This window comes from Lentzea sp. NPDC051838 (assembly GCF_040681245.1).
Taxonomy (GTDB): domain Bacteria; phylum Actinomycetota; class Actinomycetes; order Mycobacteriales; family Pseudonocardiaceae; genus Lentzea.
In genome coordinates, this window is the sequence record NZ_JBFAYI010000005.1 from 334,083 (window position 1) to 357,787 (window position 23,705).

24 protein-coding genes are annotated in these 23,705 nt (G+C 68.3%); 14 read left to right on the forward strand and 10 right to left on the reverse strand.

The window, feature by feature from the left end:
* Positions 1–12: 12 nt before the first annotated feature.
* Both AB0M24_RS15270 and AB0M24_RS15275 read right to left on the reverse strand, forming a co-directional pair.
* Positions 13–759: a hypothetical protein gene (locus AB0M24_RS15270; protein WP_363766627.1), complete on the reverse strand. Its 747-nt coding sequence runs from the start codon at positions 757–759 to the stop codon at positions 13–15.
* Between the two features lie 31 nt (positions 760–790).
* Positions 791–1,048 (reverse strand): hypothetical protein, encoded by a 258-nt coding sequence (locus tag AB0M24_RS15275; protein WP_363766630.1) that lies wholly within the window; start codon positions 1,046–1,048, stop codon positions 791–793.
* Between the two features lie 213 nt (positions 1,049–1,261).
* Here AB0M24_RS15275 and AB0M24_RS15280 point away from each other — a divergent pair, with 213 nt between their 5' ends.
* Together AB0M24_RS15280 and AB0M24_RS15285 are read left to right on the forward strand one after the other, a co-directional pair.
* Positions 1,262–1,468 carry a cold-shock protein gene (locus AB0M24_RS15280; RefSeq protein WP_030468404.1) on the forward strand — a complete coding sequence of 69 codons (207 nt, stop codon included), beginning with the start codon at positions 1,262–1,264 and terminating at the stop codon, positions 1,466–1,468.
* Positions 1,469–1,580: 112 nt separating this feature from the next.
* Positions 1,581–2,315 (forward strand): IclR family transcriptional regulator, encoded by a 735-nt coding sequence (locus AB0M24_RS15285; RefSeq protein ID WP_363766634.1) that lies wholly within the window; start codon positions 1,581–1,583, stop codon positions 2,313–2,315.
* Here the strand turns inward: AB0M24_RS15285 and AB0M24_RS15290 are convergent.
* Both AB0M24_RS15290 and AB0M24_RS15295 read right to left on the reverse strand, forming a co-directional pair.
* Positions 2,286–3,071: a citryl-CoA lyase gene (locus AB0M24_RS15290; protein ID WP_363766637.1), complete on the reverse strand. Its 786-nt coding sequence runs from the start codon at positions 3,069–3,071 to the stop codon at positions 2,286–2,288. The two genes, AB0M24_RS15285 and AB0M24_RS15290, sit on opposite strands and share 30 nt — an antisense overlap.
* On the reverse strand, positions 3,068–4,198 hold the full coding sequence (locus AB0M24_RS15295; protein ID WP_363766640.1) for a CoA transferase: 1,131 nt from the start codon (positions 4,196–4,198) through the stop codon (positions 3,068–3,070). The genes AB0M24_RS15290 and AB0M24_RS15295 overlap by 4 nt, the downstream gene beginning before the upstream one ends.
* A gap of 108 nt (positions 4,199–4,306) precedes the next feature.
* Between AB0M24_RS15295 and AB0M24_RS15300 the strand changes: the two genes are divergently transcribed.
* Genes AB0M24_RS15300 through AB0M24_RS15330 form a run of 7 tightly spaced genes read left to right on the forward strand, consistent with a single transcriptional unit; the run spans position 4,307 to position 10,402 of the window.
* Positions 4,307–5,293: a tripartite tricarboxylate transporter substrate-binding protein gene (locus AB0M24_RS15300; protein ID WP_363766643.1), complete on the forward strand. Its 987-nt coding sequence runs from the start codon at positions 4,307–4,309 to the stop codon at positions 5,291–5,293.
* Entirely contained in the window at positions 5,290–5,730 is a 441-nt protein-coding gene (locus tag AB0M24_RS15305) for a tripartite tricarboxylate transporter TctB family protein (RefSeq protein ID WP_363766646.1), read from the forward strand. The genes AB0M24_RS15300 and AB0M24_RS15305 overlap by 4 nt, the downstream gene beginning before the upstream one ends.
* On the forward strand, positions 5,730–7,238 hold the full coding sequence (locus tag AB0M24_RS15310; RefSeq protein ID WP_363766648.1) for a tripartite tricarboxylate transporter permease: 1,509 nt from the start codon (positions 5,730–5,732) through the stop codon (positions 7,236–7,238). The genes AB0M24_RS15305 and AB0M24_RS15310 overlap by 1 nt, the downstream gene beginning before the upstream one ends.
* A gap of 58 nt (positions 7,239–7,296) precedes the next feature.
* On the forward strand, positions 7,297–8,145 hold the full coding sequence (locus AB0M24_RS15315) for a glutamate ABC transporter substrate-binding protein (RefSeq protein WP_363766651.1): 849 nt from the start codon (positions 7,297–7,299) through the stop codon (positions 8,143–8,145).
* Positions 8,142–8,762, forward strand: coding sequence for an amino acid ABC transporter permease (locus tag AB0M24_RS15320; RefSeq protein WP_363766654.1), 621 nt, complete (start codon positions 8,142–8,144; stop codon positions 8,760–8,762). Before AB0M24_RS15315 ends, AB0M24_RS15320 begins: the two co-directional genes overlap by 4 nt.
* A complete protein-coding gene (locus AB0M24_RS15325) occupies positions 8,755–9,522 on the forward strand; it encodes an amino acid ABC transporter permease (RefSeq protein ID WP_363766657.1) in 768 nt (255 codons plus the stop codon). Before AB0M24_RS15320 ends, AB0M24_RS15325 begins: the two co-directional genes overlap by 8 nt.
* Complete coding sequence (locus AB0M24_RS15330; protein ID WP_363766660.1) at positions 9,503–10,402, forward strand: asparaginase; 900 nt, start codon at positions 9,503–9,505, stop codon at positions 10,400–10,402. Before AB0M24_RS15325 ends, AB0M24_RS15330 begins: the two co-directional genes overlap by 20 nt.
* Here AB0M24_RS15330 and AB0M24_RS15335 read toward each other — a convergent pair.
* Positions 10,399–10,851, reverse strand: coding sequence for an ester cyclase (locus AB0M24_RS15335; protein WP_363766663.1), 453 nt, complete (start codon positions 10,849–10,851; stop codon positions 10,399–10,401). The two genes, AB0M24_RS15330 and AB0M24_RS15335, sit on opposite strands and share 4 nt — an antisense overlap.
* A gap of 68 nt (positions 10,852–10,919) precedes the next feature.
* Here AB0M24_RS15335 and AB0M24_RS15340 point away from each other — a divergent pair, with 68 nt between their 5' ends.
* Complete coding sequence (locus tag AB0M24_RS15340) at positions 10,920–11,555, forward strand: TetR/AcrR family transcriptional regulator C-terminal domain-containing protein (protein WP_363766666.1); 636 nt, start codon at positions 10,920–10,922, stop codon at positions 11,553–11,555.
* On the opposite strand, the gene AB0M24_RS15345 is transcribed toward AB0M24_RS15340, so the two are convergent.
* Both AB0M24_RS15345 and AB0M24_RS15350 read right to left on the reverse strand, forming a co-directional pair.
* Positions 11,552–13,561, reverse strand: a complete 2,010-nt coding sequence (locus AB0M24_RS15345; protein ID WP_363766669.1) for an NPCBM/NEW2 domain-containing protein — start codon at positions 13,559–13,561, stop codon at positions 11,552–11,554. The genes AB0M24_RS15340 and AB0M24_RS15345 overlap by 4 nt on opposite strands.
* 117 nt (positions 13,562–13,678) lie before the next feature.
* On the reverse strand, positions 13,679–15,361 hold the full coding sequence (locus tag AB0M24_RS15350; protein WP_363766672.1) for an acyl-CoA dehydrogenase: 1,683 nt from the start codon (positions 15,359–15,361) through the stop codon (positions 13,679–13,681).
* Positions 15,362–15,503: 142 nt separating this feature from the next.
* Between AB0M24_RS15350 and AB0M24_RS15355 the strand changes: the two genes are divergently transcribed.
* Both AB0M24_RS15355 and AB0M24_RS15360 read left to right on the forward strand, forming a co-directional pair.
* Entirely contained in the window at positions 15,504–16,580 is a 1,077-nt protein-coding gene (locus AB0M24_RS15355; RefSeq protein ID WP_363766675.1) for an exo-alpha-sialidase, read from the forward strand.
* Between the two features lie 148 nt (positions 16,581–16,728).
* The gene (locus AB0M24_RS15360; protein ID WP_363766678.1) at positions 16,729–17,013 is read left to right on the forward strand and encodes a MoaD/ThiS family protein; all 285 of its coding nucleotides are present in this window, start codon (positions 16,729–16,731) and stop codon (positions 17,011–17,013) included.
* 55 nt (positions 17,014–17,068) lie between these two features.
* Here AB0M24_RS15360 and AB0M24_RS15365 read toward each other — a convergent pair whose 3' ends face one another.
* On the reverse strand, positions 17,069–18,031 hold the full coding sequence (locus AB0M24_RS15365; protein ID WP_363766681.1) for a zinc-binding dehydrogenase: 963 nt from the start codon (positions 18,029–18,031) through the stop codon (positions 17,069–17,071).
* Positions 18,032–18,088: 57 nt separating this feature from the next.
* On the reverse strand, positions 18,089–19,555 hold the full coding sequence (locus AB0M24_RS15370; RefSeq protein ID WP_363766683.1) for an aromatic amino acid ammonia-lyase: 1,467 nt from the start codon (positions 19,553–19,555) through the stop codon (positions 18,089–18,091).
* Between the two features lie 30 nt (positions 19,556–19,585).
* Between AB0M24_RS15370 and AB0M24_RS15375 the strand changes: the two genes are divergently transcribed.
* Positions 19,586–22,564 (forward strand): DEAD/DEAH box helicase, encoded by a 2,979-nt coding sequence (locus AB0M24_RS15375; protein WP_363766685.1) that lies wholly within the window; start codon positions 19,586–19,588, stop codon positions 22,562–22,564.
* Complete coding sequence (locus AB0M24_RS15380) at positions 22,557–23,381, forward strand: SWIM zinc finger family protein (protein WP_363766687.1); 825 nt, start codon at positions 22,557–22,559, stop codon at positions 23,379–23,381. The genes AB0M24_RS15375 and AB0M24_RS15380 overlap by 8 nt, the downstream gene beginning before the upstream one ends.
* Here the strand turns inward: AB0M24_RS15380 and AB0M24_RS15385 are convergent.
* Entirely contained in the window at positions 23,378–23,704 is a 327-nt protein-coding gene (locus AB0M24_RS15385) for a hypothetical protein (RefSeq protein WP_363766690.1), read from the reverse strand. The two genes, AB0M24_RS15380 and AB0M24_RS15385, sit on opposite strands and share 4 nt — an antisense overlap.
* Position 23,705: the final 1 nt, after the last annotated feature.

Consider the following 23,705-nt stretch of genomic DNA (forward strand, 5'->3'; position numbering starts at 1 on the left):
GTTGGGACCCAGTCACGGCCTGTCGTGGTCAGGCAGGTCGTGACGTCCCGAGATGAACTCCTGCACCGCGATCTTGGCCTTGATGATCGGCTGGCGGATCCTGGCCTCGCGCCGGTACGCCCGCGCGAGCTTGCGCGAGCCCTCGGGGTAACGCCAGCGCGCCCACGGTGAACCAGGCCGGGCAAGCCGGACGGCACCCACGGCGGGCACCACCGGGATCAGCAGGCCGAGCAGCCCCGTCCAGATCTTTCCCTTGAGCAGCGCCACTATCGCGAAGCACAGGTTCACGCCGATGGTGATCAGCCTCAGCGTGAACGGCTCGGTCGGCGTCGTCTCCGGGTTCAGCTGCAGCACCTCGTCGTAGCCGAGAGGGCGCGCGCCGAGCAGGAACGTGCCCGTCAGGCCTATGGCGAGGAAAACCGCGTCGACGGACAGCCGCCCGGCCTTCGTCCAGTACACGTCCCGCAGGTGCAGGATCAGCGCGAACTCGTCCAGCACGAGCGCCGCGCCCACGCCCAGACCCGCCGCGGCCGCCAGCCGGGCGCCGTGCAGGTCGTCGGGGATCACCAGGTTCGTGACGCTGGACAACAGCAGCAGCACGGTGCCGAACACGACGTGATGCACGTGCGTGTCCCCGTGCACGATGTTGCTCGGCCACCAGCGCACCTTCGCCCTGATCAACCGCACGCTGATGCGGATGAACACGAAGGTGGTCACCAAGCCGATGAAGAAGAAGAGCAGACGCTCACTGCCGGTCAAGCACGGCCCCCTGGGTCAACGACCCCCCAGGTTACCGGCCCCTGTTGTCGTTGACCTGTCCGTGCACTTTGCCGATCTGGAACACGGTGCCGGTCACGGGGGCGGTGATGCTGTTCGTGATCACGTCGCCACCCCTCGAAGGCTTCTCGGCGGCCGTGCTCCGCGCCGCGGCGGCGAGGGTCTTCGTGGCCACCGCGTGCAGGCCGCCGGCGACCTGAGGAGCGAGGGAGGCCGTGATCGTGATCGAGGACTGCTCGGGCACGAGCACCTCCTGGCGGTCGTTTGGCATCTCACGGTAGCAGTGCGATCGGACGCTCGACTGGGAGCCGGGCCTCGTGGTTGACTGTCTATGGTCGTACGTTTTCGTGTTCGTGTCCCACGCTCGCGGAAGCGAAGTTAGTGAGCGTGTGGTTTCTCCAGGTTCCGGAGAGGACGCAGCTCTCTCAGCTTGACCCGGTGGTCGCGAGCGCGATCCGGCACCTGTTAGAGGAGAAGTAGCAAGATGGCAGTACAGGGCACCGTCAAGTGGTTCAACGCGGAGAAGGGCTTCGGCTTCATCTCCCCCGACAACGGTGGCGCCGACGTGTTCGTCCACTACTCCGAGATCCAGATGAACGGCTACAAGGCTCTCGAAGAGAACCAGCGGGTCGAGTTCGAGATCGGTCAGGGCCAGAAGGGCCCGCAGGCCCAGGGCGTTCGCGCCGTCTGAGTCTGACTGATCAGCACATCTGATCTGTCACAAAGCCGCCTGACCCTTTCACGGGGGGCAGGCGGCTTTGTCATGTTCGGACCGCCTGACGGTTCGGTTGTACCGTGTAGTGGTGGCAGCAGAAGACGGCGCGGTGCGCAGCGTGACCCGGGCTCTCGACCTCCTCGGGCACTTCACCGAGCAGCGGATGGTGTGGCCGGTCGCGGAGCTCGCACGCGTTTCGGGGCTGCCCAAGACAACCGTGGTGCGTTTGGTCGCAACGCTTTCGTCGACGGGCATGCTGTGGGAACGCCCTGACGGTCAGGTGACGGTCGGCGCCGGGCTGATGCGGTGGGCGCGGTTGGCGCGCGCGGCCTGGGAGCTGCCGTTCGAGGTGCGCGCGGTGCTGGAGGCGTTGGCCGCGTCCAGCCGCGAGACCGTGAACCTGTACGTGCGTCAGGGTTTCGCGCGCGTGTGCGTGGCTCAGGCCGAGGGGCCGCAGACGTTGCGGCACGTGGTGCGGATCGGCGACGAGATGCCGTTGTGGGTGGGAGCCGCGTCGAAGATCCTGCTCGCGGACGCGCCCGCGGACGTCGTGGACGCGATGGTGGAGCGCGCGGGGGAAGGGCTGCGGGAGCAGATCGCCGAGGCCGCGGACGAGAAGTTCGCTGTCAGCCACGGAGAACGTGAGCCGGGCGCGTCCGGTGCGGCCGCTCCGGTGGTGGACGCCAAGGGACGTGTGGTGGCCGCGCTGGCGTTGGGCGGACCCACGACCAGGTTCACCGAGGAGCGGATTCCGTTGTTCCGCACCGCACTCACCGAGGCGGCGGCCGAAGTCTCACGTCTGGGACTGCCCGCTCTGGGTTAGGTCGCGCAACGAAGGGCCCGTGTAGTCGGCGAGCAACGGCCGTGGAATCGGCCCCTTGATCCGGGCGCCCGACTGCTGTTCTTCCCAGGCGTGCGCCAGAATCCCGACCGAGCGCGACAGCACGAAGAGGCCGCGCGCGAGCTCCGGCGGGAACCCCAGCTCCGCGTAGATCACCGCGGTGGCCCCGTCGATGTTCATCGGCACGGGTGCGATCGCGTGCTCGACCTCCAGCGCGATCACCAGGTACTCGCCGGACACGACCTCGTCCTCGACGGCCTCGGTCACCAGGCGCAGCAACGGATCCCGGCGCGGGTCGCGCGGGTGGAAGCGGTGGCCGAAACCGGGCAGGAACCGGTGCCAGCGCCGGTACTCCTCGATCGCTTTCGGCAACGGCAGGTCGCTGTCCCGGAGGTCGCGCAGCATCGACATCGCCTGCTGGCCGGCGCCGCCGTGCACGTCGCCGAGCAGGTTCACCCCGGTGGCCACGGCGTTGTTGAGGCCGACACCGCACGTCGCCGCCATCCGCGCCGCCGCGATCGAGGGTGCCTGCGGGCCGTGGTCGACGGCCGCGACGAGAGCGGCTTCCAGCAGCTTCGCCTGTGCCGGAGAAGGGAGTTCGCCGCGCAGCAGCAGCCAGATGGTCTGGGCGAAGGAGATCTCACCGATCAGCTGCTCGATCGGGTAGCCGCGCAACGCGATCTCGCCGGGCTGGATGCGCACCAACGCGGTTCGCCACCACTGGCTGGCTGTGGTCATGTCAGCACCTCGTTGTTGTGCTCGCCGAGCAGGGGAGGAGGGGAGTTCGGGGCGACCGGGCGGCCGTTGACGCGGATTCCGTTGCCCAGCACGCGAATCGTGCGTTCGGGGGTACCGGGGAACGGCAGTGTGTGGATCAGCGACGGCACCAGGTCGAGGGCTTGCGGCACGGTGAGCACGCGGGCGGCGGGGACACCTGCCGAGGCCAGCAGTTGTTCCCACTCCAGCGCGGATTCCTTGCACAGACTGGCTTCCAGCTCGTGCTGGAGTGCTTCTCTGTTCGCCTTGCGGTCCTCGCGCGTGACGAACCGGGCGTCGGTGACCAGGTCGATCCGGCCGAGGGTTCGGCACAGCGCGACGAACTGCTCCTGTTTGTTGGCCGCGATGTTCAGCTCTCCGTCGGCCGTGCGGAACGTCCCGGACGGCGCGGAGGTCATGTTGTCGTTGCCCGCCGCGGCGGGTTCCGTGCCCGCGATGAGGTAGTTCGACACCGCCCAGCCCAGCGCGGTGATCGCGGTGTCGAGCATCGAGACGTCGAGTTCACAACCGATGCCGGTGCGTTCCCGATGCACCAGAGCCGCGCAGACGCCGAACGCCGCCGCGAGCCCGCCCATCGTGTCCGCGATCGGGTAGCCCGCGCGCAACGGAGCGTCCTGCGGCTTGCCCGTCACGCTCATCATCCCGGCCATGCCCTGGATCACCTGGTCGTACGCGGGTCGCGCGCGCATCGGGCTGGTCTGGCCGAAGCCGGAGATCGCGCAGTACACCAGGCGCGGGTTGAGCTCTTTCAAGGTCTCCCACGGGAAACCGAGCCGCGCGAGCACTCCGGGCCGGTAGTTCTCCAGCACCACGTCGGCGTCGGCGACCAGCTTCCTGAACGTCTCCTTGCCCTCTTCGGACTTGAGGTCGACGGTGACCGAGCGCTTGCCGCCGTTCTGGGCCAGGAACGACGCGCCGAGCAGGTCCTCGTTCAGCCCGGGGTCCGAGCCGAGCTGCCGGGCCAGATCGCCCGTGTGCGGTGCCTCCACCTTGACCACGTCGGCGCCGAAGAGCGCCAGCTGGTAGCTCGCGAACGGTCCTGCCAGCACGTTCGTCAGGTCGAGCACGCGAATCCCGTCGAGCAGCACGGGCACCTCCCTGTGAGCCTTGCCACCGCCGAAGGGGCGACCTATAGTCCGTCGAAACCGCCAGGCGGTTCAAACGTACCACTAGATGGATCGAAGGGAAGACGTGCGATGAAGCCGTCACTCAAGACAGCTCTTGCTGCCACCTGTGTGGTCGCCGTGTCCGCCTGCGGTCAGTTCACCGACACCGCGGGCGGTGGCGGGGCCGCGTTCCCCAGCGGAAACCTGGAGATCATGGCCCCGGCGGCAGCGGGTGGCGGGTGGGATCTCACGGCCCGCGCGATGCAGTCCGCGTTGCGCGACGACAAGCTCTACGACAAGTCGATCGAGGTCACGAACGTCGTCGGCGCCGGTGGTGCGACGGGCCTCGCGCAGCTGCTCAGCAAGGGCAAGGGCGACGCCCATCAGTGGATGGTCACCGGGCTGGTGATGATCGGCGCGGCCGAACGCGCGAAGAACGGCAGCGACCTCACCCAGGCCACGCCCATCGCGACGCTGACCGCCGAGGCCGAGGCGATCGTGGTGCGGTCGGACTCGAAGTACCAGAACATCAAGCAGCTCGTGGACGACTTCAGGGCCAACCCGTCGTCGGTGAAGTGGGGCGGTGGGTCGGCTGGAGGCAGTGACCACCTGGTGGTCGGTGTGCTCGCGAAGGCGGCTGGTGCGGACGTTCGCAAGATCCAGTACGTGGGCTACTCCGGTGGCGGTGAGACCAAAGCCGGCGTGCTGTCCGGTGATGTCACGGCCGGGGTCGCCGGGGTCAGCGAGTTCAAGGCGAACATCGAGGCCGGCCAGATGCGGCTGCTCGCGGTGACGTCGCCGAAGGGTGCTTCCGGCGCGCCTTCGTTGAAGGAGTCCGGCTACGACGCCGAACTGATGAACTGGCGCGGTGTCGTCGCCGGGCCGGGGCTCGCCGACGCGGACCGCGCCGCGGTGATCTCGTTGGTGGACAAGCTGCACAGCTCGCCGAAGTGGCAGGAGACGCTGGCCAAGCAGGGCTGGACGGACTTCTACAAGAAGGACGTCGAGGCGCGGAACTTCATCGCGAACGAGACAATGCGGATCAGTCAGCTGGTCAAGGAACTGGGTCTGTCGTGACGCGGTTTCGTTCCGGTGAGCTGGTTTTCGGGCTGGTGCTCGTTCTGCTCGGAGTCGTCGCTCTCACCCAGGTCTGGGTGATTCGCGGTGACTGGAGCGTGAGCGGGCCCCGGTTCGTGCCGCTCGTGGTCTGTGGTGCCTGGGTTGTGCTGGCGGTCTTGTACGTGGCGCAGACGGTTCGTGCGCCTTCGGATTCTGAGGGCTTCGACCGCACGCCGTTGTACCTGGTTCTGACGCTCATCGGTTACGCGTACGTCGTGATTCCGTTGGGGTACATCATTTCCACGGCGTTGTCGTTCGTGCTGACGACCCGGATTCTCGGGTCGCGTTCTCTCGTTCGTGACGTGGTGGTCGGGGTGTTGTTGGCTGTCGCCCTGTACTTCGGGTTCACATCACTGCTGTCGATTCGGTTGCCGCGTGGGGTGTTGCCGCTGTGATGGATCTGCTGAACGGCTTCGCCACCGTGCTGCTGCCGTTGAACCTGCTGTTCGCGGCGGTCGGCGTGACGATCGGGACACTCGTCGGTGTGCTGCCGGGGATCGGGCCCGCGCTGACGATCGCGTTGCTGCTGCCGATCACGTTCAACTTCGACGACCCGACGGGCGCGTTCATCATGTTCGCCGGGATCTACTACGGCGCGATGTACGGCGGGTCGACCACGTCGATTCTGCTGAACACACCAGGGGAATCCGCGTCGGTCGCGACCGCGATCGAGGGTCACGAGATGGCTCGGCGCGGGCGGGCACGGGCCGCTCTCGCGACGGCGGCGATCGGGTCGTTCGTGGCGGGCGTGATCTCGACCGTGCTGCTGGCGTTCGTGGCTCGGCCGATCGGCGAGCTCGCGGTGAAGTTCCAGGCGGCCGACTACTTCGCGCTGGCCGTGCTGGCGATGGTGTCGGTGACGGCGTTGCTCGGCGCGTCCCTGGTGCGCGGGCTGATCTCGTTGGTGCTGGGGCTTTTCCTGGGACTGGTCGGGTTGGACTCGGTGAGCGGGCAGCTGCGGTTCACGTTCGGAGCCCCGATTCTGGCCGAGGGCATCGGCATCACCATCGTGATCGTCGGGCTGTTCGCGATCGGTGAGGTGCTGTACTGCGCTTCCCGCGTGCGCGACGGGTCGGACTCGGTGGCGCCGCTGGAGAAAGCCAGTCTGCGCACCGGCTATCTGTCGCGCGACGACTGGAAGCGGTCGTGGAAGCCGTGGCTGCGCGGGGCGGCGATCGGGTTCCCGTTCGGCGCGCTGCCGGCCGGTGGTGCGGAGGTGCCGACCTTCCTGTCGTACACGTTCGAGAAGCGCCGGGCCGAACGGGCCGGGCGGGACGATTTCGGTTCCGGTGCGATCGAGGGCGTGGCGGGGCCGGAGGCGGCGAACAACGCGAGCTTCTCCGGCGTGCTGGTGCCGTTGCTGACTTTGGGACTGCCGACGTCGGCGACCGCGGCGGTGATGCTGGCGGCGTTCCAGATCTTCAACCTGCAACCGGGACCGCAGCTGTTCCAAACGTCCTCGGACCTGGTGTGGGCGTTGATCGCGTCGCTGTTCGTCGGCAACGTGCTGCTGCTCGTGCTGAACCTGCCCCTGATCCAGGTGTGGGTGAAGGTGCTGCACGTGCCGCGGCCGGTGCTCTACTCAGGCATCCTCGTGCTGGCGACGCTCGGCGTGTATTCGTTGTCGGGCAACGTGTTGCAGGTGTTCCTGGCTTACGGCATCGGCGTGCTCGGGTACTTCATGCGGCGGTTCGGGTTCCCGATCGCGCCGGTGATCCTCGGCGTGATTCTCGGTCCGATGACCGAGACGCAGCTGCGGCGGGCGCTGGTGATCTCCGACGGCAGCTTCACGGCGATCGTCACCCGGCCGTTGACGCTGGTCATCCTGGTGCTGGCGGTGGTGTCGCTGGTGCTGCCGTACGTGCGGAAGGGCAAGAAGCTGGCGTTCGCGGACGAGGACTAGACAACCCGCAGGACAACGTCTTGTGTCCGGTTGATCGCCGTGGGTAGCGTCGAGCGGTATGGGGAGACTGCTGCTCATCGCGTTGTTGGTGCTGACCGGGTGCTCTACTGCGGAGACGCCGGACTCGTCGAACGGGCCAGTGTTCGGCGGCACGGTCGCCGAAGGGTCCACGGTGGACAAGATCCGCAAGCGGGGTGTGCTGAAGATCGGCGGGTCGCAGGACGCGCCGCTGCTGTCCCAGCTGGATCCGGTGTCGGGCAAGCTGACCGGGTTCGACGCGGAGCTGGGCCGGTTGCTGGCTCAGTACATCCTCGGCTCGCCCAAGACCGAGCTGGTGACGGCCACCTCCGAGACGCGGGAGCCGTTGCTGGACAACGGAACCGTGGACGTGATCCTGCAGACGTACACGATCACGCCCGCGCGCAAGGAGCGGGTCGCGTTCGCCGGGCCGTACTACCAGTCCGGGCAGGCGATCGCGGTGAAGAAGGGCACGTCCGGCATCGCGAAGCCCGAGGACTTGGCGGGCAAGACCGTGATCGCCGGTGCGAACACGCCGTCGATCGCGGCGATCAAGGAGAAGGCGCCGACCGCGAAGATCGTCGAGTTCTCCTCGGATCCCGAGTGCGTGACGGCGCTGAAGCAGGGCCGGGGCGACGCGTACGTGCAGGACCAGGCGATTCTCGTGGCCGACGCGAGCAAGGACGCCGAGCTGCAGCTGGTCGGCGAACCGTTCACGGTCGACCCGTACGGCATCGGGATCAAGCACGGCGACGAGGAGTTCACGAAGTTCGTCAACGACTGGTTGCGCGAGATCCAGAAGACCGGGCTGTGGCAGGAAACCTGGAAGAAGTCGATCGGCACGGTCGTGCGCGGTGACGCTCCGGCTCCGCCCGCGATCACCCCATGAGCCTTGTCCTCGAAGGGTTTCTCACGACCGTTCTGCTGACCGTGCTGTGCTTCGCCACGGCGTTGGTCGTCGGCTTGTTCGTGACGGTGCTGAGGATCGCTCCCGTTCCGGTGCTGCGCGCAGTCGGCGCGGTGTACGTCGAGGTGTGGCGGAACGTGCCGCTGCTCGCGTGGCTGGTGCTGTTCGTGTTCGGGCTGCCGGAGGTCGGGCTGACGTTCTCGCTGTTCTGGAGCGCGTTCCTGGCGATCTCGCTGTACGAGGCCGCGTACGTCTGCGAAGCGCTGCGGTCGGGTGTGAACTCGGTGGCGCTGGGGCAGGGTGAGGCCGCGCGGGCGCTGGGGCTCACGTTCCGGCAGTCGTTGCGGCACGTCATCGTTCCGCAGGCGGCGCGCCGGGTCGTGCAGCCGCTCGCGAACATCGCCATCGCGCTGACCATGGCGACGGCCCTAGCGGGTGCGGTCGGCGTGGTGGAGCTGACGCGGGCGGCGAACCGGATCAACCTCGAGATCGCCCGTCCGCTGCTGGTCTTCACCGGTGCCGGGCTCTGCTACCTGGTGCTGGCCGGTGGGATCGGGTTGCTGGCCGGTGCGGTGGAACGGCGGTGGGCTCGTGTTTGATCCTCCTGGGCCGCGGGCGCGCCGGCGGGTGTTCTGGGTCAGCGTGGTGTCCGTTGTGGTCGTTGCCGGGCTGGTCGCGGTGGCGCTGCGGCAGTTCGCGATCAACGGCCAGCTCGACGCCGTGAAGTGGCAGCCGTATCTGACGTGGCCGGTGTGGCGTTATCTGTTCAACGGCCTGGGTTCGACGGTGCTGGCTGCGGTGGCGACGGGGGTGCTGGCGATGGCGGGTGGAGTCCTGCTCGCGTTGTGGCCGAACCGTTTCACGCGTGCGTACACCGAGCTGATGCGCATGATCCCGGTCCTGCTGCTCGTGTACGTGATGCTGTTCGTGCTGCCGTCGTACGGCGTTGACCTGCCGTTGTTCTGGAAATTGGTAGTACCGCTCGCTTTTTCCCACGCGGCGGCGTTCGGCGTGATCTTCCGAGCGGGCGTGCAGGCGGTGGACCCTGGGCAGCGCGAGGCCGCGTTGTCGTTGGGCTTCACCGAAACCGCCGCACGCCGGGTGATCGTGCTGCCCCAGGCGGTGCGGCACATGGCACCGTCGCTGGTGACGCAGTCGATCGGGCTGCTGAAGGACACCGCGCTGGGCTTCGTGGTGAGCTACACGGAGCTGTTGTTCAACGGCAAGGTGCTGGCGACCTACAACGGCCTGCTCATCCAGACCTACATCGTGATCGCCGCTCTTTACCTGGTCGTCAACCTCGCGCTGTCGGGGCTGTCGCGCTACCTGGAGGGTTCTCTTGCCCGCACTGCTCGCTGAGGTCACCCGCAACGGGTTCGTGGAGAGCCTGCACCACGGCAGCGTCATCGGCCTGAACCCGGACGGTTCCGCGGGCGTTTCCGTTGGGGCCGTGCAGGATCCGGTGCTGCCGCGGTCGTGCATGAAGCCGTTCCAGGCGCTCGCCTGCCTGTCCGCCGGGGCGCCGCTGGCCGGTCCCGCGCTGGCGATCGCGGCGGGCTCGCACACGGGGGAGAACCGGCACGTCGAGCTGGTGATGCAGCTGCTCGGCGGGTTGCCGGTGGGGTTGCTGCGGTGTCCTCCTTCCTGGCCCGAGGACGAAGAGACGCGGCAACGTCTCACGGAACCGTCGCGCGTGCGGATGAACTGTTCGGGCAAGCACGCGGCGATGCTGGCGGCTTGTGTGGCGGCGCGGTGGCCCACCCAGACCTATTTGGAGCCGACGCATCCGTTGCAGCAGCTGGTGTTGCGGACGGTGGAGCAGCTGTCCGGCGAGTCCGTGGCGCACACGGCGGTCGACGGGTGTGGTGCGCCGGTGTTCGGGTTGTCGTTGCACGGCTTGGCGCGCGCGATGCAGGGCCTGGTGCGCACGCCCGTTGCCGATGCGATGCGGAAGTTCCCGGAGTACGTCGGCGGTACCGGGCACGTGAACACGGTGATCATGCAGCTGCTGCCGGGCGTGGTGGCCAAGGGCGGTGCCGAGGGCGTGCTGGTGCTGGCAACCGCGGCCGGGCACGCGGTCGCGGTGAAGGTGCTGGACGGGAATCCCCGCGCCACCACGGCGATCGGGCTCACCGCGTTGGCGTCGATGGGCTACGACGTGTCGCCGGCCAAGGAACACCTGTCCGTGCCGGTGCTGGGTGGCGGCCAGGTCGTCGGCGAGGTCCGGGTGGTGATCTAGTACGGCCCCGCGTACTCGTCGGGGGCGTTGAGCAGACCGAGCTGCTGCATCACGGTCGTGGTGTCGCCGTAGACGCGTTCGCAGATCAGGACGTCCTTCTCGAACAGGAAGAAACCCACCATCCTGACCTTGAAGGTCTTGTTCGTCGGTTGTTCTCCGAGGAGGCTGCCCAGGTGCGTTCCCGACAGTTCGAACTCGACGACCACCGCGTCATCGGCGTGGTGGAGCTCGATGACCTTGCTGCGCTGGTCGGGGAACGTGTCACGGGTGCGTTGCCAGTACGCGCGGACCTCGTCGACGCCGTCGAGCACCTGACCGGACGCCATGATTTCGTACCTCGGGTGCGGAAACGCGTTCAGGGAGGTGTCGAAGTCGAAGTCGTTCTGGCATTCCATGTGCTCCAGGACGATCGCCTCGCGCAGCGCTCTGAGCGCCTTCGATTCGGTCATGCCGGCCGAGCCTCCTACGTACGCCGTACGTCGCAGGGAAGCTACTCCACGTCGTATGGTCTCCGCCAGTGTCCTCGTCACGTGAACCGTTGACCCGCGACCGCATCGTGGATGCGGCCGTGCGGTTGATCGAACGCGAGGGCGTGGAGGCCGTCTCGATGAGGCGCCTCGCGTCCGAGCTGGGCGCGGGCACGATGTCGTTGTACAACCACGTGCCGAACAAGGCCGTGCTGGTCGATCTCGCCGCCGAACGGATCATGGCCGAGGCGCGGCCGTACCGCGTGGACAGCGACGACTGGCGTGATCACATCCGGGCGCACGCGCGTGCGGTGCGGGAGCTCGCGCGGCAGCACCCCCGTGCGTTCGTGATGCTGGCGACGCGGCGGCTGAGCAGCCAGGCCGGGTTCATGACCATCGAGGCGGCGCTGCGGAACATCGAACGCGCCGGGTTCCGGGGCAAGGTCGCCGTCGGGATGATGCGCGCGATGGTGTCCTACTTGCTGGGAACGCTGATGAGGGAGGTCGCGACTTCGCCCGAGCTGGGCGGGATCGCGTTGTCGGCCTTCGAGGGTGTCGACGCCTCCGCGTTCCCGTTGTCGGCAGAGGTGATCGACGAGCTGGGGACCTACGACCACGACCACGAGTTCGAGTTCGGTCTCGAACTCATGATCGCGGCGTTGGAGCGCTACCAGGAGCCGGACTAGCAGGTGATCTTCAGGTCACCCCAGTTCGCGTGGTCGTAGGACTTGCCGTTGCCGCCGTCCTTCACGATCAGCCGGGTGACCGTCGCGCCGGAGACGTTGGCCTCCAACGACTTCGCGGCGTCCGTGCCGGAGACCGGGCCGCTGTCGTAGACCATCTTGTTGTCCGCCCACACCTCGTAGCTGACGAGGCTCAGCGGGTTGACCTTGTTGTCCTGGATGCCGATCGTCGCGGTGACCTTCGAGCACGCGCCGCCGGTGTAGTACTCGATGTGAGCAGGGGCGTGCGTGCCGAGGCCCTTCGCGAACACCTGGCCCCGGATCTTGATCGGCCCGCCGTCACCCTGTTTGGCCTCGCCGTTGGTGGTGTCGATCTCGACGGGGCCGTGGCCGTTGGCGCTGCGCAGCCACTTCAGGTCGCTGACGAACAGGTCGCCCTTCGGTGCCGCGCCCGGTACCAGTGCCTCGGTGGAGTACTGCCTGGTCACCGGGTTGTTCTCGTGCGGGCTGTGGAAGGTGAAGGACGCGTTGATCGGGAACCGGCCGGCTTGCGCGGTTGGGGGAACGGTGACCTGCCAGGTGGTCTTGAACGACTTCTGGCCGGGCAGGATCGCCTTGAAGCTGGTCGTCGTGGCCTTCGCGGTCCATCCCTGGGGGACGTTCAGCGTGGCCTGGACGAGGGCGACCGGGAGGCGGCCGGAGTTGGTCACCGAGGTCGTGTAGGTGACGGACTTGCCGGGCTGCACGATCGGGAGCGCGCCGGGGTAGAGGACCTCGCCGTCGGCGGCCGTGGTGATGGCGGGCGGGTAGAGGAACCAGTCGTTGGCCGCGCTGATGCGGAACATCGCCGAGCCGTGCGGCGGGAGGGCGGCGCTGATCTCGCCCGCCGAGTGCGTGGTGGTCTTGGACCAGAGGTCGCGGACCTTGTAGCCGCCTGCCTTGGTGAGGCCGAGCTCCTGTGCCGTGACGGACATGTTGGCGGCGCTGTCGTTCTCGTTGAACAGCAGCACTGCCTTGTCGCCGTTGCTGAGCGGCTTCACGAGGACGTAGTTGCCGCCCTGGTTGCGGATCACCTTGCCCTGCAGGCCGAGCTTGTCCTGGTTGACGGCGATCACCTCGCGGTTCTCCAGGATCTCGAACGTCTCCGGCGTGACCTTGCGCAGGTCGGCGCCGATCAGCAGCGGTGCGGCCATGATCGACCAGAGGCTGAAGTGGCTGCGGTACTCCAGGTCCGTCATGCCGCCGTTGCCGACCTCGAGCATGTCCGGGTCGTTCCAGTGGCCGGGGCCCGCGTAATCGGCGAGCTCCATGTTGCGCTTGGCGATCGACACCATGGAGTTCCAGTTGTCGCTGATGTCGCCGGTGGTGCGCCACAGGTGGCCGACGTCCTTGGCCCACTCCCACGGCTTGTTCTGGCCCCACTCGCAGAGGCTGAACACGATCTTGCGGCCGGTGGCGTTCAGTGCGTCGCGCATCTTGGTGTAGCGCAGTTTCGCGTCCACGCCCTGGTTGTTGCAGTTGTCGTACTTGAGGTAGTCGACGCCCCAGGACGCGAACAGCTTGGCGTCCTGCTCCTCGTGGTTGAGGCCGCCCGGGAAGCCGCCGTCCTTGTTGCAGGTCTTGGTGCCTGCTGACGTGTAGATGCCGAACTTCAGGCCCTTGCCGTGGACGTAGTCGGCGACCGCCTTGATGCCGTTGGGGAATCTCGTCGGGTGGGGGACGAGGTCGCCGTCGGCGTTGCGTTCGGGGAGGGCCCAGCAGTCGTCGATGTTGACGTACTCGTAGCCCGCGTCCTTCAGGCCCTTGTTCACGAAGATGTCGGCGATGCCCTTGACCATGTCTTCGTTGAAGTCGTTGCGGCAGTGCGTGCTGTTCCAGTTGTTGAAGCCCATCGGCGGGGTCAGGGCCAGCTCTGGCTTCGTGGGCTGGGCTTGGGCCTGGGGCGCTATGAGGGTGCCGGCGGCGATGAGTGCTGCTACTGCGGCTGTGCGCCATCTGCGGTGGTCCACGTGCTCGCGCTCCTTGTGGCTCGGAGGGCGGCGGCGTGCTTATGAAAACGTTTGTGTAACCGATACGTCAAGGGGGCGAAACCTGTCGGCTTCGCCCCCTTGTGTCCCGTTTGGGTTCTACGGACGCATCTCGTACTGGCCGGAGAGCGCCACGACCTGCTGCCAGACGGTGTCGAACCGCTGCTGGTCGACGTGCGGCTTGCGGATCTGCTGCAGGGCCCACTGCTGCTGGGCCTCGGTGCTGCTCGGCTTGCCGTGCAGGGCGGTCGCGTAGCCGGCGAAGTCGCGGACCAGGACGTCGAAGATCTGGTCGAGGACGGCCTCGTCCGTCTTGGTGATCTTGGCCTGCTCCAGGACCAGCTGGCCGTAGACGACCAGGGTGAAGAGGTGGCCGAGGTTCAGCAGGAAGTCGAGGTCCTTCTGCTGGTCCGCGTCCGGTGCTGCCGTGGTGAGCAGGGTCTTGATGGCCTTGGCCTGCTCGTGGAACAGCTGCACGTTGGGCAGGTGGGCGTGCTCGGTGTAGATCGGCTCCCAGTCGTGGAACTGGATCTTGCCGAGGCCGCGCGCGGGGCCCTGGTGCCAGAAGAAGTCGTCGTCCTTGGGCTCGTGGACGCTGCCGACCTCGTCGTACTGCTTGGGGTTGAAGAGGTAGTTCGGCATGAACTTCAGCACCAGGGCCAGGTTGACGTGCACGGTGCCCTCGAGCTTGGGCAGCGCGCGGATGTCGGCGGTGGCGCGGGTGAAGTAGGTGTCCTTCTCGAAACCCTTGGCGGCGATGACGTCCCAGAGCAGGTCGATGACGTTCTCGCCCTCGCTCGTGACCTTCATCTTGGTGATGGGGTTGAAGAGGAGGTAGCGGCGGTCGTCGTCGTTCGCCGTGCGGAAGTAGTCGACACTTCGGTCCGCGAAGAGCTTCATCGCGGTGAGGCGCGCGTAGGCGTCGACGAAGTTCTGGCGGACGTGCGGGAAGTCCGTGACCGGGTTGCCGTAGAGGATCCGGTTGTGGGCGTGGGTGATCGCCTCGTAGAAGGAGTGCTCGCAGATGCCGATGCTCGCCGTGCAGAGGTTGAACTTGCCGACGTTGACGGTGTTGAGCGCAGCGCTGAACGCGTCCGTGCCGCGGTGGAGGATGTCCTTGTCGGTCAGCGGGTAGTCGTCGAGGCGGAACTCGCTGACGAACATCTGGCTGTCGACGACGTTCTTCACCAGCTTGAAGTTCTCGTGCTGGCTGTCGACGGCGAAGAAGACGTAGTCGTCGCCTTCCTTGCCGAACACGCTGACCATGCCGGCGACGTTGCCGTTGCCGATGTAGTACTTGCTGCCGTTGGCCCGGTAACCGTCACTCGTCTTGGTGACGATCATGTCGGTGCTGTAGACGTCGGCGCCGTGTTCTTTCTCCGACAGGCCGAACGCGAAGACCGCGCCGGAGTCGAGGAGATTTGCCGCCTTCTGCTTGGCTTCCTCGTTGTCGCTCATCCAGATCGGGCCGAGGCCGAGAACCGTGACCTGCCAGGCGTACCAGTACTGCAGGCCGTAGAACCCGAGGACCTCGCTGAAGGCGGCGTTGCGGGCGGCGTCCCAGCGCTTGGTGCCGTCGACACTCTGTGGTGTGCAGAAGGTGGCGAAGAGCTTCTGCTGCTTCACGAAGTCCAGGAACTCGGCGTACCAGACCTTGTCCTGCGCGTCGGCGATCAGCTGCCGCTTGCCGCGGGCCTCGAACCAGTCGATCGTCGCCCTGAGCAGGCGGCGGGTCTCGTCGTCGAGGTGGGCGGGGTCGTAGTGGTTCGGGTCGAGCAGCACGTGGCGCCTCCTTCGGGTCTTTTCGGACGCTACCAGTGAGTAACTTGCGGGTCTACGTGGGGTTTCCTGCACGGTCAGAAATTGTCAGACCCCCGGCGTAACGTGCTCCGCATCACACTTCGTCTCTGGAGGTTGCGTTGCGATGACGGTGGTAGTGGCGATCGGGACGCGCAAGGGGCTGTGGCTCGCCCGCAGCGAGGACCGGGTGACGTGGCAGCTCGACGGCCCGCACCACGCGATGCAGGAGGTGTACGCGGTCGCCTTCGACACGCGCGGCCCGTTGCGCCTGCTAGCCGGTGTGTCCTCACCGCACTTCGGTCCTGGCGTGTCCATTTCGGACGATCTGGGGGCGACCTGGGAGGAGTCCGCCTCGCCGCCGATCGTGTTCCCGGTGGACGCCGCTCTGGAACGGGTGTGGCAACTCCAACCGGCCCCGGCCTCGCAACCAGGCGTGGTGTGGGCGGGCACCCAGCCGTCAGCCCTGTTCCGCTCCTCCGACGGCGGCCGCTCGTTCGAGTTCGTCGAGGGCCTCTGGAACCACCCGCACCGCCCGGAGTGGGACGCGGGCTTCGGCGGCCAGGCGATTCACACGATCGTGCCGGACCCGGTAGACCCGGACCGCGTGCTCGTAGCCATGTCGACAGGCGGCGTCTACCGCACGGCCGACGGCGGCAAGTCCTGGGAAGCCCGCAACAAGGGCATCAAGGCCTACTTCTTCCCGGACCCGTGGCCGGAGTTCGGCCAATGCGTGCACAAGGTCGCCCAACATCCTGCTGTGTCTTCGCGCTTCTACGCCCAGAACCACCACGGCGTCTACCGCAGCGACGACGGCGGCGACACCTGGGTCTCGATCGCTGCCGGCCTCCCGACCGACTTCGGCTTCGCCATGGTCGTCCACCCACACGACCCGGACACCATCTTCACGTTCCCGATCGAGGCAGACGGCCGCCGCTTCCCACCGGAAGGCAAGTGCCGCGTCTACCGCTCCCGCGACGCCGGCGCCACCTGGGAAGCCCTGGGCGACGGCCTGCCGGACAACTTCTGGACCGCCGTGATGCGCGACGCCATGTGCACGGACACGGCCGCGGTGCCCGGCGTCTACTTCGGCTCGCGGTCGGGCGAGGTCTACGGCAGCCCGGACGAGGGCGCGACGTGGCACCAGATAGCCGCCCACCTGCCGGACGTGATGTCGGTACGGGCAGCGGTGATCCCGACGTGACCGCCGCCGTGAGCTCTGCGGTTGCGAGTCCTGCCGCCGCGAGCCCAGCTACGGCTGCGTTCGCCGACCCAGCCGCCGCGCGGTTCGCCACCGGCGCCGTCACCTCACCCTCGCCCAAGACCGCGCACCCCAAGGCGGTGATCCCGACATGAAGGTGACGGTCCTGATCCCAGGCGTCCTGCGCACCGCCACCGACGGCGCCTCCCACCTCGACGTCGACGTCCCCGAGCCCGCCACCCTGGGCGCCGCCCTCGACGTCCTGGCCGACACCTACCCAGGCCTGGACCGCCGCCTGCGCGACGAGCGCGCCGCCTTACGCCGCTACGTGAACTTCTACGTCAACGGCGAGGAGTGCCGCCGCCTCTCCGGCCCGGCCACACCACTGCCGGCGGGCGCCGAGATCCAGATCCTGCCGTCGGTGGCCGGCGGCTAGCCCGGGCCGGGTTGCGCCGTACCGGGGATGGCGGCGCAACCCGGTTTCCCGGCCACTAGATCAGCAGTAGCGACTTCCCGAGGGTGGTGCGTTGTTCGAGCGAGCGGTGGGCTTTTTCGGCCTGCGCCAACGGGTACGTCGCGCTGATCACCGGACGGATCCGGCCCTGCGCGGCGAGCGTGAGGGCCTCGGTGAGGTGGGCGCGCACGGTTGCCGGGTCCGGAGCCGCGGCGAGCACGTTGTCGACGTGCACCTGCCGCGCGCTTGCCGCCTCTGGGGCGATGTCTGCGAACCCGTCCGAGCTGCCGTAGGTGACGAAGTGGCCGCCGGTGGCCACCGTCTCGAACGCGTCCTTGCCGAGCGCTCCGCCCGCGCCGTCGAAAGCCACGGCTACTTCCTGGACCTGGGACTGCCAGCCGTCGAGCGAGTAGTCGACGGTCACCTCCGCGCCCAGTTCGCGGGCCAGGGCGAGTTTGCGGGAGCCGCGGGCGGCGGCGATGACGCGTGCACCGGCGTCGCGCATGAGTTGCACGAGCAGCGAACCCGCCCCGCCCGCGGCCGCCGTGACCAGGACCCGGTCGCCTCGCGAGATCTGCACGCGGCTTGCGAGGTTCACCGCGGTGGCTCCGTCGTGCAGCATCGCCGCCGCCTCGATCGAGCCGAGGCCGTCCGGGACCGCGACGATCTCGTCCGCCGCGAAGACGACCTGTTCCGCGTAGCCCTCGGGGCCGCGGCCGGCGACGTGCCGGCCGAGCCACGCCCGGTCCACGCCCTCGCCGACCGCCAGCACGTGTCCCGCTCCGCCTCCACCGGGCACGTAAGGAGGGTGCCGCGGGAAGTACTCGCCGCCCCAGCCTCCGCGCAACAGCGTGTCGAGGAAGATCACGTCGGCGACGGCCAGGCCGACCACGACCTGTCCGGGGCCGGCCACCGGCGCCGGAATCTCGTCGGGCCGGAGCACCTCGGGTCCACCGAACGCATGTACGCGGACAGCCCTCATCACGACCACTTCCCCCATCTCGATCACCTTGGTCGAGTCCACCGTAAGAGCTCGACCAAGGTGGAGATCAAGGGCTCAGCAGGAGGCGAAGTCGTCCAAAAGGCCCGACGCCACCTCCACGTCCGGGCTCAGCTGCCGATCCGACATGTCCGGGTTCAGCTTCGACTCCGCCATCTCGAAGGCCGCCAGCAACGAAGGCGTCTCCGGCCGAACCCCGCGCAACCGCAACGCCCGCACGGCCGCGACGATCTCGCACGCCAGCACCAACCGGAACGCTCCCAAAGAGCGCAAGGCCTGCGAGGCGGACTGGAACGCGAAGCTGGAGTTCTCCTCCTGCCCGCGCGACACCACCGCGTTGCCGATGCTCGCGGGCTCGGCGAGGGTGCGGACCTCGGCCAGCGCGGAGTTGGCGCTGTACTCCAGGATCATCACGCCCGAACTGCCGCGCACCCCCTCTGCCAAGAAAGGCCGCAGGCCGGTGAAGTTCGGCTCGACCAGCGTGGCCAGCCGCGCGGTCGACAGGTGGCCGGTGTGCAGCATCGACAGGCGCAGACGGTCGAGGGCCTGGCCGAGGTACGCGCTGTGGAACGCGCCGTGGTGGTAGGCGGCGTCGTCGGAGGGGCCGAACTGGTCGGCGACGATCAGCGGGTTCTCGGCGGCGGCGTTGAACTCGACGTCCAGCACGCGGCCGAGGTCGGTGGCGGCGTCGACTGCGGGGCCGTGGATCTGCGGGAAGCAGCGGTAGCCGAACGGGTCCTGGATGCGAGCCGGTGGGCGGGACGGTTCGGACAGCAGGCGGCGCATCTCGGCGGCCACCGCCACCTGGCCGGGGTGGGGGCGGCCGAGGTGGACGCGTTCGTCGTAGGCCTCGACGGCTCCGTCCACGGCGAGGAACGACAGCGCGGCCACGACGTGGGTGGCCTTCAACAGCTGGTGGGCGTCCTGCCAGGCGAGGCCCGCCATGCCGATGGTCAATGCGTTGCTGCTGATCAACGCCAGCGCGTCGCCCGAGTCGAGCTCGATCGGGTCCGGGGTCTGCGTGGAGCCGAGCCAGTAGCGCTCGCCGAGCAGGGTCAAACCGGTCTCGGCCAACGCCGTGAGGTCGCCCGTGCCGATGGCGCCGTACTCGTGCACGCCGGGGTAGCAGCTGCTGTTCAACGCGGCCAGCAGGGCGTCGGCCACGGATCTGCGCACGCCCGCGCCCCCTGCCAGGAGCTGGTTGAGGCGCACGACCATCATGGCGCGCACCTGTTCCTCGGGGAGCATGCCGCCGAGGCCGCCCGCGTGGCTGCGCAGCAGGCGAAGGCCGTGTTCGGCCCAGCCCTCGGTGCTGACGAGCTGGTCGCGGTTCGCGCCGACCCCGGTCGTGCGGCCGTAGACCTGTCGTCGCACCACGAGACGCTGGCTCGCGCGCCACGACGCTTCGAGGCGCTCCAGACCTTCGGGGTGCAGGGCGACCGGCGAGTGGTACCTCGCGACGCGCACCACGTCGTCGGCGCCGAGGGACTGACCGTCCAGCACGACAGGGGAGTCTTCGACCATGCCGCCAATGTGAACACATAGGGTTCAGAAGTGCTCGTACTGCATGGCCTGTGCACGACCGACGGCGTTCTGGCGCTGTGGGCCGAGGACGCCACGCTGCCCGCGCGCAGCGAGAGCACCCGCCGGGACGCGCCGCACCCGTTCGCGGCACCGGCCGAGTCGCTGGCTGCTGCCCTCGGAACCGAAACCCCTGGGACGACCGTCCGGAACCTGCTGCTGCCGTCGTTCTCATCAGGGCCGATGGCGTCTCCGGAGCTGGTGCGCGATCCGCTGGCGGCGGGCCGGGCGCAGCGCGGCAAGGTCGTGCTGCGGCAGTGGGGTGTGCCCACGATTCGTCTTGAGCGAACCACGCCGGACCTCGACGCCGAGGTGCGGCTGAGCGACTCCGCGCGGTTCGTGTTCGACGTCGCCGGGTTCGCCGCGGACCTGGTCGATCGTGGGCGCGTGCTGCCGTCGGTCGCGGCGGAAGGTCCCGTCGCGCGGTGGGTGCCGGTGTTGTCGGGCACGGACTCCGCGCGGTTCGCGGCGCTGCAGGCCGCGATGCCGCCCGCCTGCCGGTGCGAGGAGATCGTCAGCGACCCCGCGGAACTGGTGCGGGCGGCGCTCACCACCGCGGTCGACGAGCAGGTCCGAAGCCGCTTGGACGGCGTGCACCTCGCGCCGAAACACCGCGGCCGCACCACTACCGCCGAGGCGTGGCTCGCCGCGCTCACGACGGAGCCGGCGTTCGAAGCGGATCCCGTTGAGCTGTACGAACTGCGCGAGCAGCTCGACACGTGGCGGAACAGCGCCGGCAACGAGAGCCCGGTGCGCACGTGCTTCCGGCTGCGCTCGCCCGAGCAGCGCGACGAGGACGAGTGGGCGGTCGAGTTCCTGCTGCAGGCCGTCGACGAGCCGAGCGTCCTGGTGCCCGCGGCTCAGGTGTGGTTCGCGGACGACGGCGTGCTGCGGCGCTGGATCCCTGCACCGCAGGAGCACCTGCTGGCCGACCTCGGGCGCGCGAGCAGGCTGCACCCCGATCTCGACGAGGCGTTGCGCGGCTCGCACCCGGCCGAGATGGAGGTCGGTGCGGAGGGTGCGTACCGGTTCCTGCAGGCGGCTCCGGTGCTGGCGCAGGCGGGGTTCGGCGTGCTGCTGCCGTCGTGGTGGCAGCAGACGACTCGGCTGGGCCTGAAGCTCACCACGAAGAGCCGTGGCACGGCCGGAACCGTCGCCAAGGAGAGCGAGATCGGCCTGAAGTCCATTGTGGACTACAAGTGGGAGATGGCTCTCGGCGAGGACACGCTCACCGACGCCGAGCTGGCCGAGCTCGCCAGGGCGAAGGTGCCGCTGGTCAAGGTGCGCGGGCAGTGGGTGCAGGTCGACCAAAAGCGGCTCGCGGCGGGGCTCGCGTTTCTCAAGCGCGGTGGCGGTCAGATGACTGCGGCCGAGGTGATGCTCCACAGTGGACTGACCGAGGCCGACGAAAGCCTGCCGCTGCCGTTGATGTCGGTCGAGGCCGACGGCTGGCTCGGCGACCTGTTGTCCGGCAAGGCGGACGAGCAGCTCGAGCCCGTCGAACCGCCGGAGAGCTTCCTCGCGCGGCTGCGGCCGTACCAGCAGCGCGGCCTCGCGTGGCTCGCGTTCCTCGACAGGATCGGCCTGGGCGCCTGCCTCGCGGACGACATGGGCCTCGGCAAAACCGTGCAGCTGCTGGCACTCGAAGCGCTGAACCGCTCGCACGGCAAGCGGCCGCCGACGTTGTTGATCTGTCCGATGTCGGTCGTCGGCAACTGGCAGCGCGAAGCCGCTCGCTTCACGCCGGAGCTGTCCGTGCACGTGCACCACGGCGCGGACCGGTTGGACGGCGACGCGTTGCGCGAGGCCGTCGAAAGCCACGACCTGGTGCTCACCACGTACGCGCTGGCGGCCCGCGACGCCGACGCCTTGGGCGACCTGACGTGGGACCGCGTGGTGCTCGACGAGGCGCAGAACATCAAGAACAGCGCGACCCGCCAGTCGCAGGCGGTGCGGCAGCTCAAGGCACGTCACCGCGTCGCGCTCACCGGCACGCCCGTCGAGAACCGGCTGGCCGAGCTGTGGTCGATCATGGACTTCGCCAACCCCGGCGTGCTCGGCACGGTCAACACGTTCCGCGCCCGGTTCGCCGTCCCGGTGGAGCGGCACAACGACCAGGACGCGGCCGCCCGGCTGCGCAAGATCACGAACCCGTTCGTGCTGCGCCGGGTGAAGACCGACCCGCGGATCATCTCTGACCTGCCGGACAAGGTCGAGATGCGCCAGCTGTGCAACCTCACGACCGAGCAGGCCTCGCTCTACCAGGCCGTCGTCAACGACATGCTGGAGAAGATCGAGGACGCGGAAGGCATCGGCCGCAAGGGTTTGGTGCTCGCGACGATGTCCAAGCTCAAGCAGGTCTGCAACCACCCGGCGCACTTCCTCGGCGACGGGTCGCGCGTCGCCGGCCGCTCCGGCAAGCTCGCGCGCCTCGAAGAGGTTCTGGAGGAAGTGCTCGCCGAGGGCGACAAGGCGTTGTGCTTCACGCAGTTCACCGAGTTCGGCAGCATGCTCGTGCCGTACCTGGCCGCGCGCTTCGACACCGAGGTGATGTTCCTGCACGGCGGCACGAACAAGGCTGCTCGTGACCGCATGGTCGAGCGCTTCCAGGACAAAGGCGGCCCGTCGCTGTTCCTGTTGTCGTTGAAAGCGGGCGGCACCGGTCTCAACCTCACCGCCGCGAACCACGTGATCCATCTGGACCGCTGGTGGAACCCCGCCGTCGAGGACCAGGCGACGGACCGCGCGTTCCGCATCGGGCAGCGCCGCAACGTGCAGGTGCGCAAGTTCGTCTGCATCGGCACGCTGGAGGAACGCATCGACACCATGATCGAGGAGAAGCGCGCGCTGGCCCAGCTGGTCGTGGGCGCGGGCGAGAACTGGCTCACCGAGCTGTCGACCTCTCAGCTGCGCGAGCTGCTGACGCTGTCCGGGGAGGCCATCGGTGAGTGAGCACTGGTCGGGGCCTCGCTACGGCAAGACCATCAAGGTGGACAACGGCATCAAGGCGCAGAGCAAGCGCGGCGACATCGGCGCGACGTGGTGGTCGCGGCGGTTCATCGAGGTGCTGGAGTCGTTCGGCATGGGCGGCCGCCTGTCCCGAGGCCGCAACTACGCGCGCCAGGGGCAGGTGCTGTCGCTTTCGTTGTCCACCAGCATGGTCATCGCGCTGGTGCAGGGCTCGCGGCCGCAGCCGTACAAGGCGCGGATCGCGATCAAGTCGTTCACCACCCCGGAGTGGCAGCGGATCGAGCACGCGCTGGCCGGAAAAGCCTTGTACGCGGCCAAGTTGCTGGCCGGTGAGATGCCTGCCGACATCGAGACGTTGTTCGCGTCCCTGGGGCTGCAGCTGTTCCCCGCGTCGTCGCGCGAGATGACGATGGACTGCAGCTGCCCGGACTGGGAGGTGCCGTGCAAGCACCTCGCCGCCACTTGCTACCTGCTCGCGGAGTCGTTCGACAACGACCCGTTCGAGATCCTCGCCTGGCGCGGCCGTGGCCGTGAAGACCTGTTGGAACGCCTCCGCACGTTGCGCGGCACGACACGTGCGGTGGCCGCGCGCGAGGAGGCGCCGCCGCTGACGAAGTGCCTGGACACGTTCTGGCAGCGGCAGACCACCTCGTCGTTGAACCTCGGCGATCCCACGGCGGTCGTGCGGGTGGACGCGGTGCTCGACCAGCTCGACGCCGTGCCGATCACCGTGCGCCGCGCGAACGTCGTGGACCTGCTGCGCCCGGCCTACCTGGCGTTGAGGCCCCCAGGCGACTAGAACATCTCGCTGATCGACTTCCAGGTCCACGGGTCGGCCCAGGCCGCCTCGTTGCGTCGCCACGCGATGAAGGCGGTGTGGACCTTCTCCGGTGACACCGTGAGGGTCTGGAAGTGCTCCTGTGGCGAGCCTGCCCGGTGTTCCAGCTGGTAGATGCCGTCGGGGCGCTGCCAGACCTGGATGTACGTGTCGTCCGTCTCGGACAGGACGACCGACGTCTCGCGGGCCATGTTGAGGACGGCCGCCTCGATCTCGCCGTCCTTCGGGTTCCTGATGCGGCGGGTCCGGGTGCCTTCCAGGACGGTGGTGCGGCGCGCGGTCATG

Excerpts from the sequence above, each read along its gene's own strand:
- AB0M24_RS15300 (WP_363766643.1), top strand. The coding sequence starts at position 4,307 with ATGAAGCCGTCACTCAAGACAGCTCTTGCTGCCACCTGTGTGGTCGCC.
- AB0M24_RS15315 (WP_363766651.1), top strand. The coding sequence starts at position 7,297 with ATGGGGAGACTGCTGCTCATCGCGTTGTTGGTGCTGACCGGGTGCTCT.
- AB0M24_RS15290 (WP_363766637.1), bottom strand. The coding sequence starts at position 3,071 with ATGACCACAGCCAGCCAGTGGTGGCGAACCGCGTTGGTGCGCATCCAG.
- AB0M24_RS15385 (WP_363766690.1), bottom strand. The coding sequence starts at position 23,704 with ATGACCGCGCGCCGCACCACCGTCCTGGAAGGCACCCGGACCCGCCGC.
- AB0M24_RS15355 (WP_363766675.1), top strand. The coding sequence starts at position 15,504 with ATGACGGTGGTAGTGGCGATCGGGACGCGCAAGGGGCTGTGGCTCGCC.
- AB0M24_RS15275 (WP_363766630.1), bottom strand. The coding sequence starts at position 1,048 with ATGCCAAACGACCGCCAGGAGGTGCTCGTGCCCGAGCAGTCCTCGATC.
- AB0M24_RS15320 (WP_363766654.1), top strand. The coding sequence starts at position 8,142 with ATGAGCCTTGTCCTCGAAGGGTTTCTCACGACCGTTCTGCTGACCGTG.
- AB0M24_RS15370 (WP_363766683.1), bottom strand. The coding sequence starts at position 19,555 with ATGGTCGAAGACTCCCCTGTCGTGCTGGACGGTCAGTCCCTCGGCGCC.
- AB0M24_RS15280 (WP_030468404.1), top strand. The coding sequence starts at position 1,262 with ATGGCAGTACAGGGCACCGTCAAGTGGTTCAACGCGGAGAAGGGCTTC.
- AB0M24_RS15365 (WP_363766681.1), bottom strand. The coding sequence starts at position 18,031 with ATGGGGGAAGTGGTCGTGATGAGGGCTGTCCGCGTACATGCGTTCGGT.
- AB0M24_RS15310 (WP_363766648.1), top strand. The coding sequence starts at position 5,730 with ATGGATCTGCTGAACGGCTTCGCCACCGTGCTGCTGCCGTTGAACCTG.
- AB0M24_RS15360 (WP_363766678.1), top strand. The coding sequence starts at position 16,729 with ATGAAGGTGACGGTCCTGATCCCAGGCGTCCTGCGCACCGCCACCGAC.
- AB0M24_RS15335 (WP_363766663.1), bottom strand. The coding sequence starts at position 10,851 with ATGACCGAATCGAAGGCGCTCAGAGCGCTGCGCGAGGCGATCGTCCTG.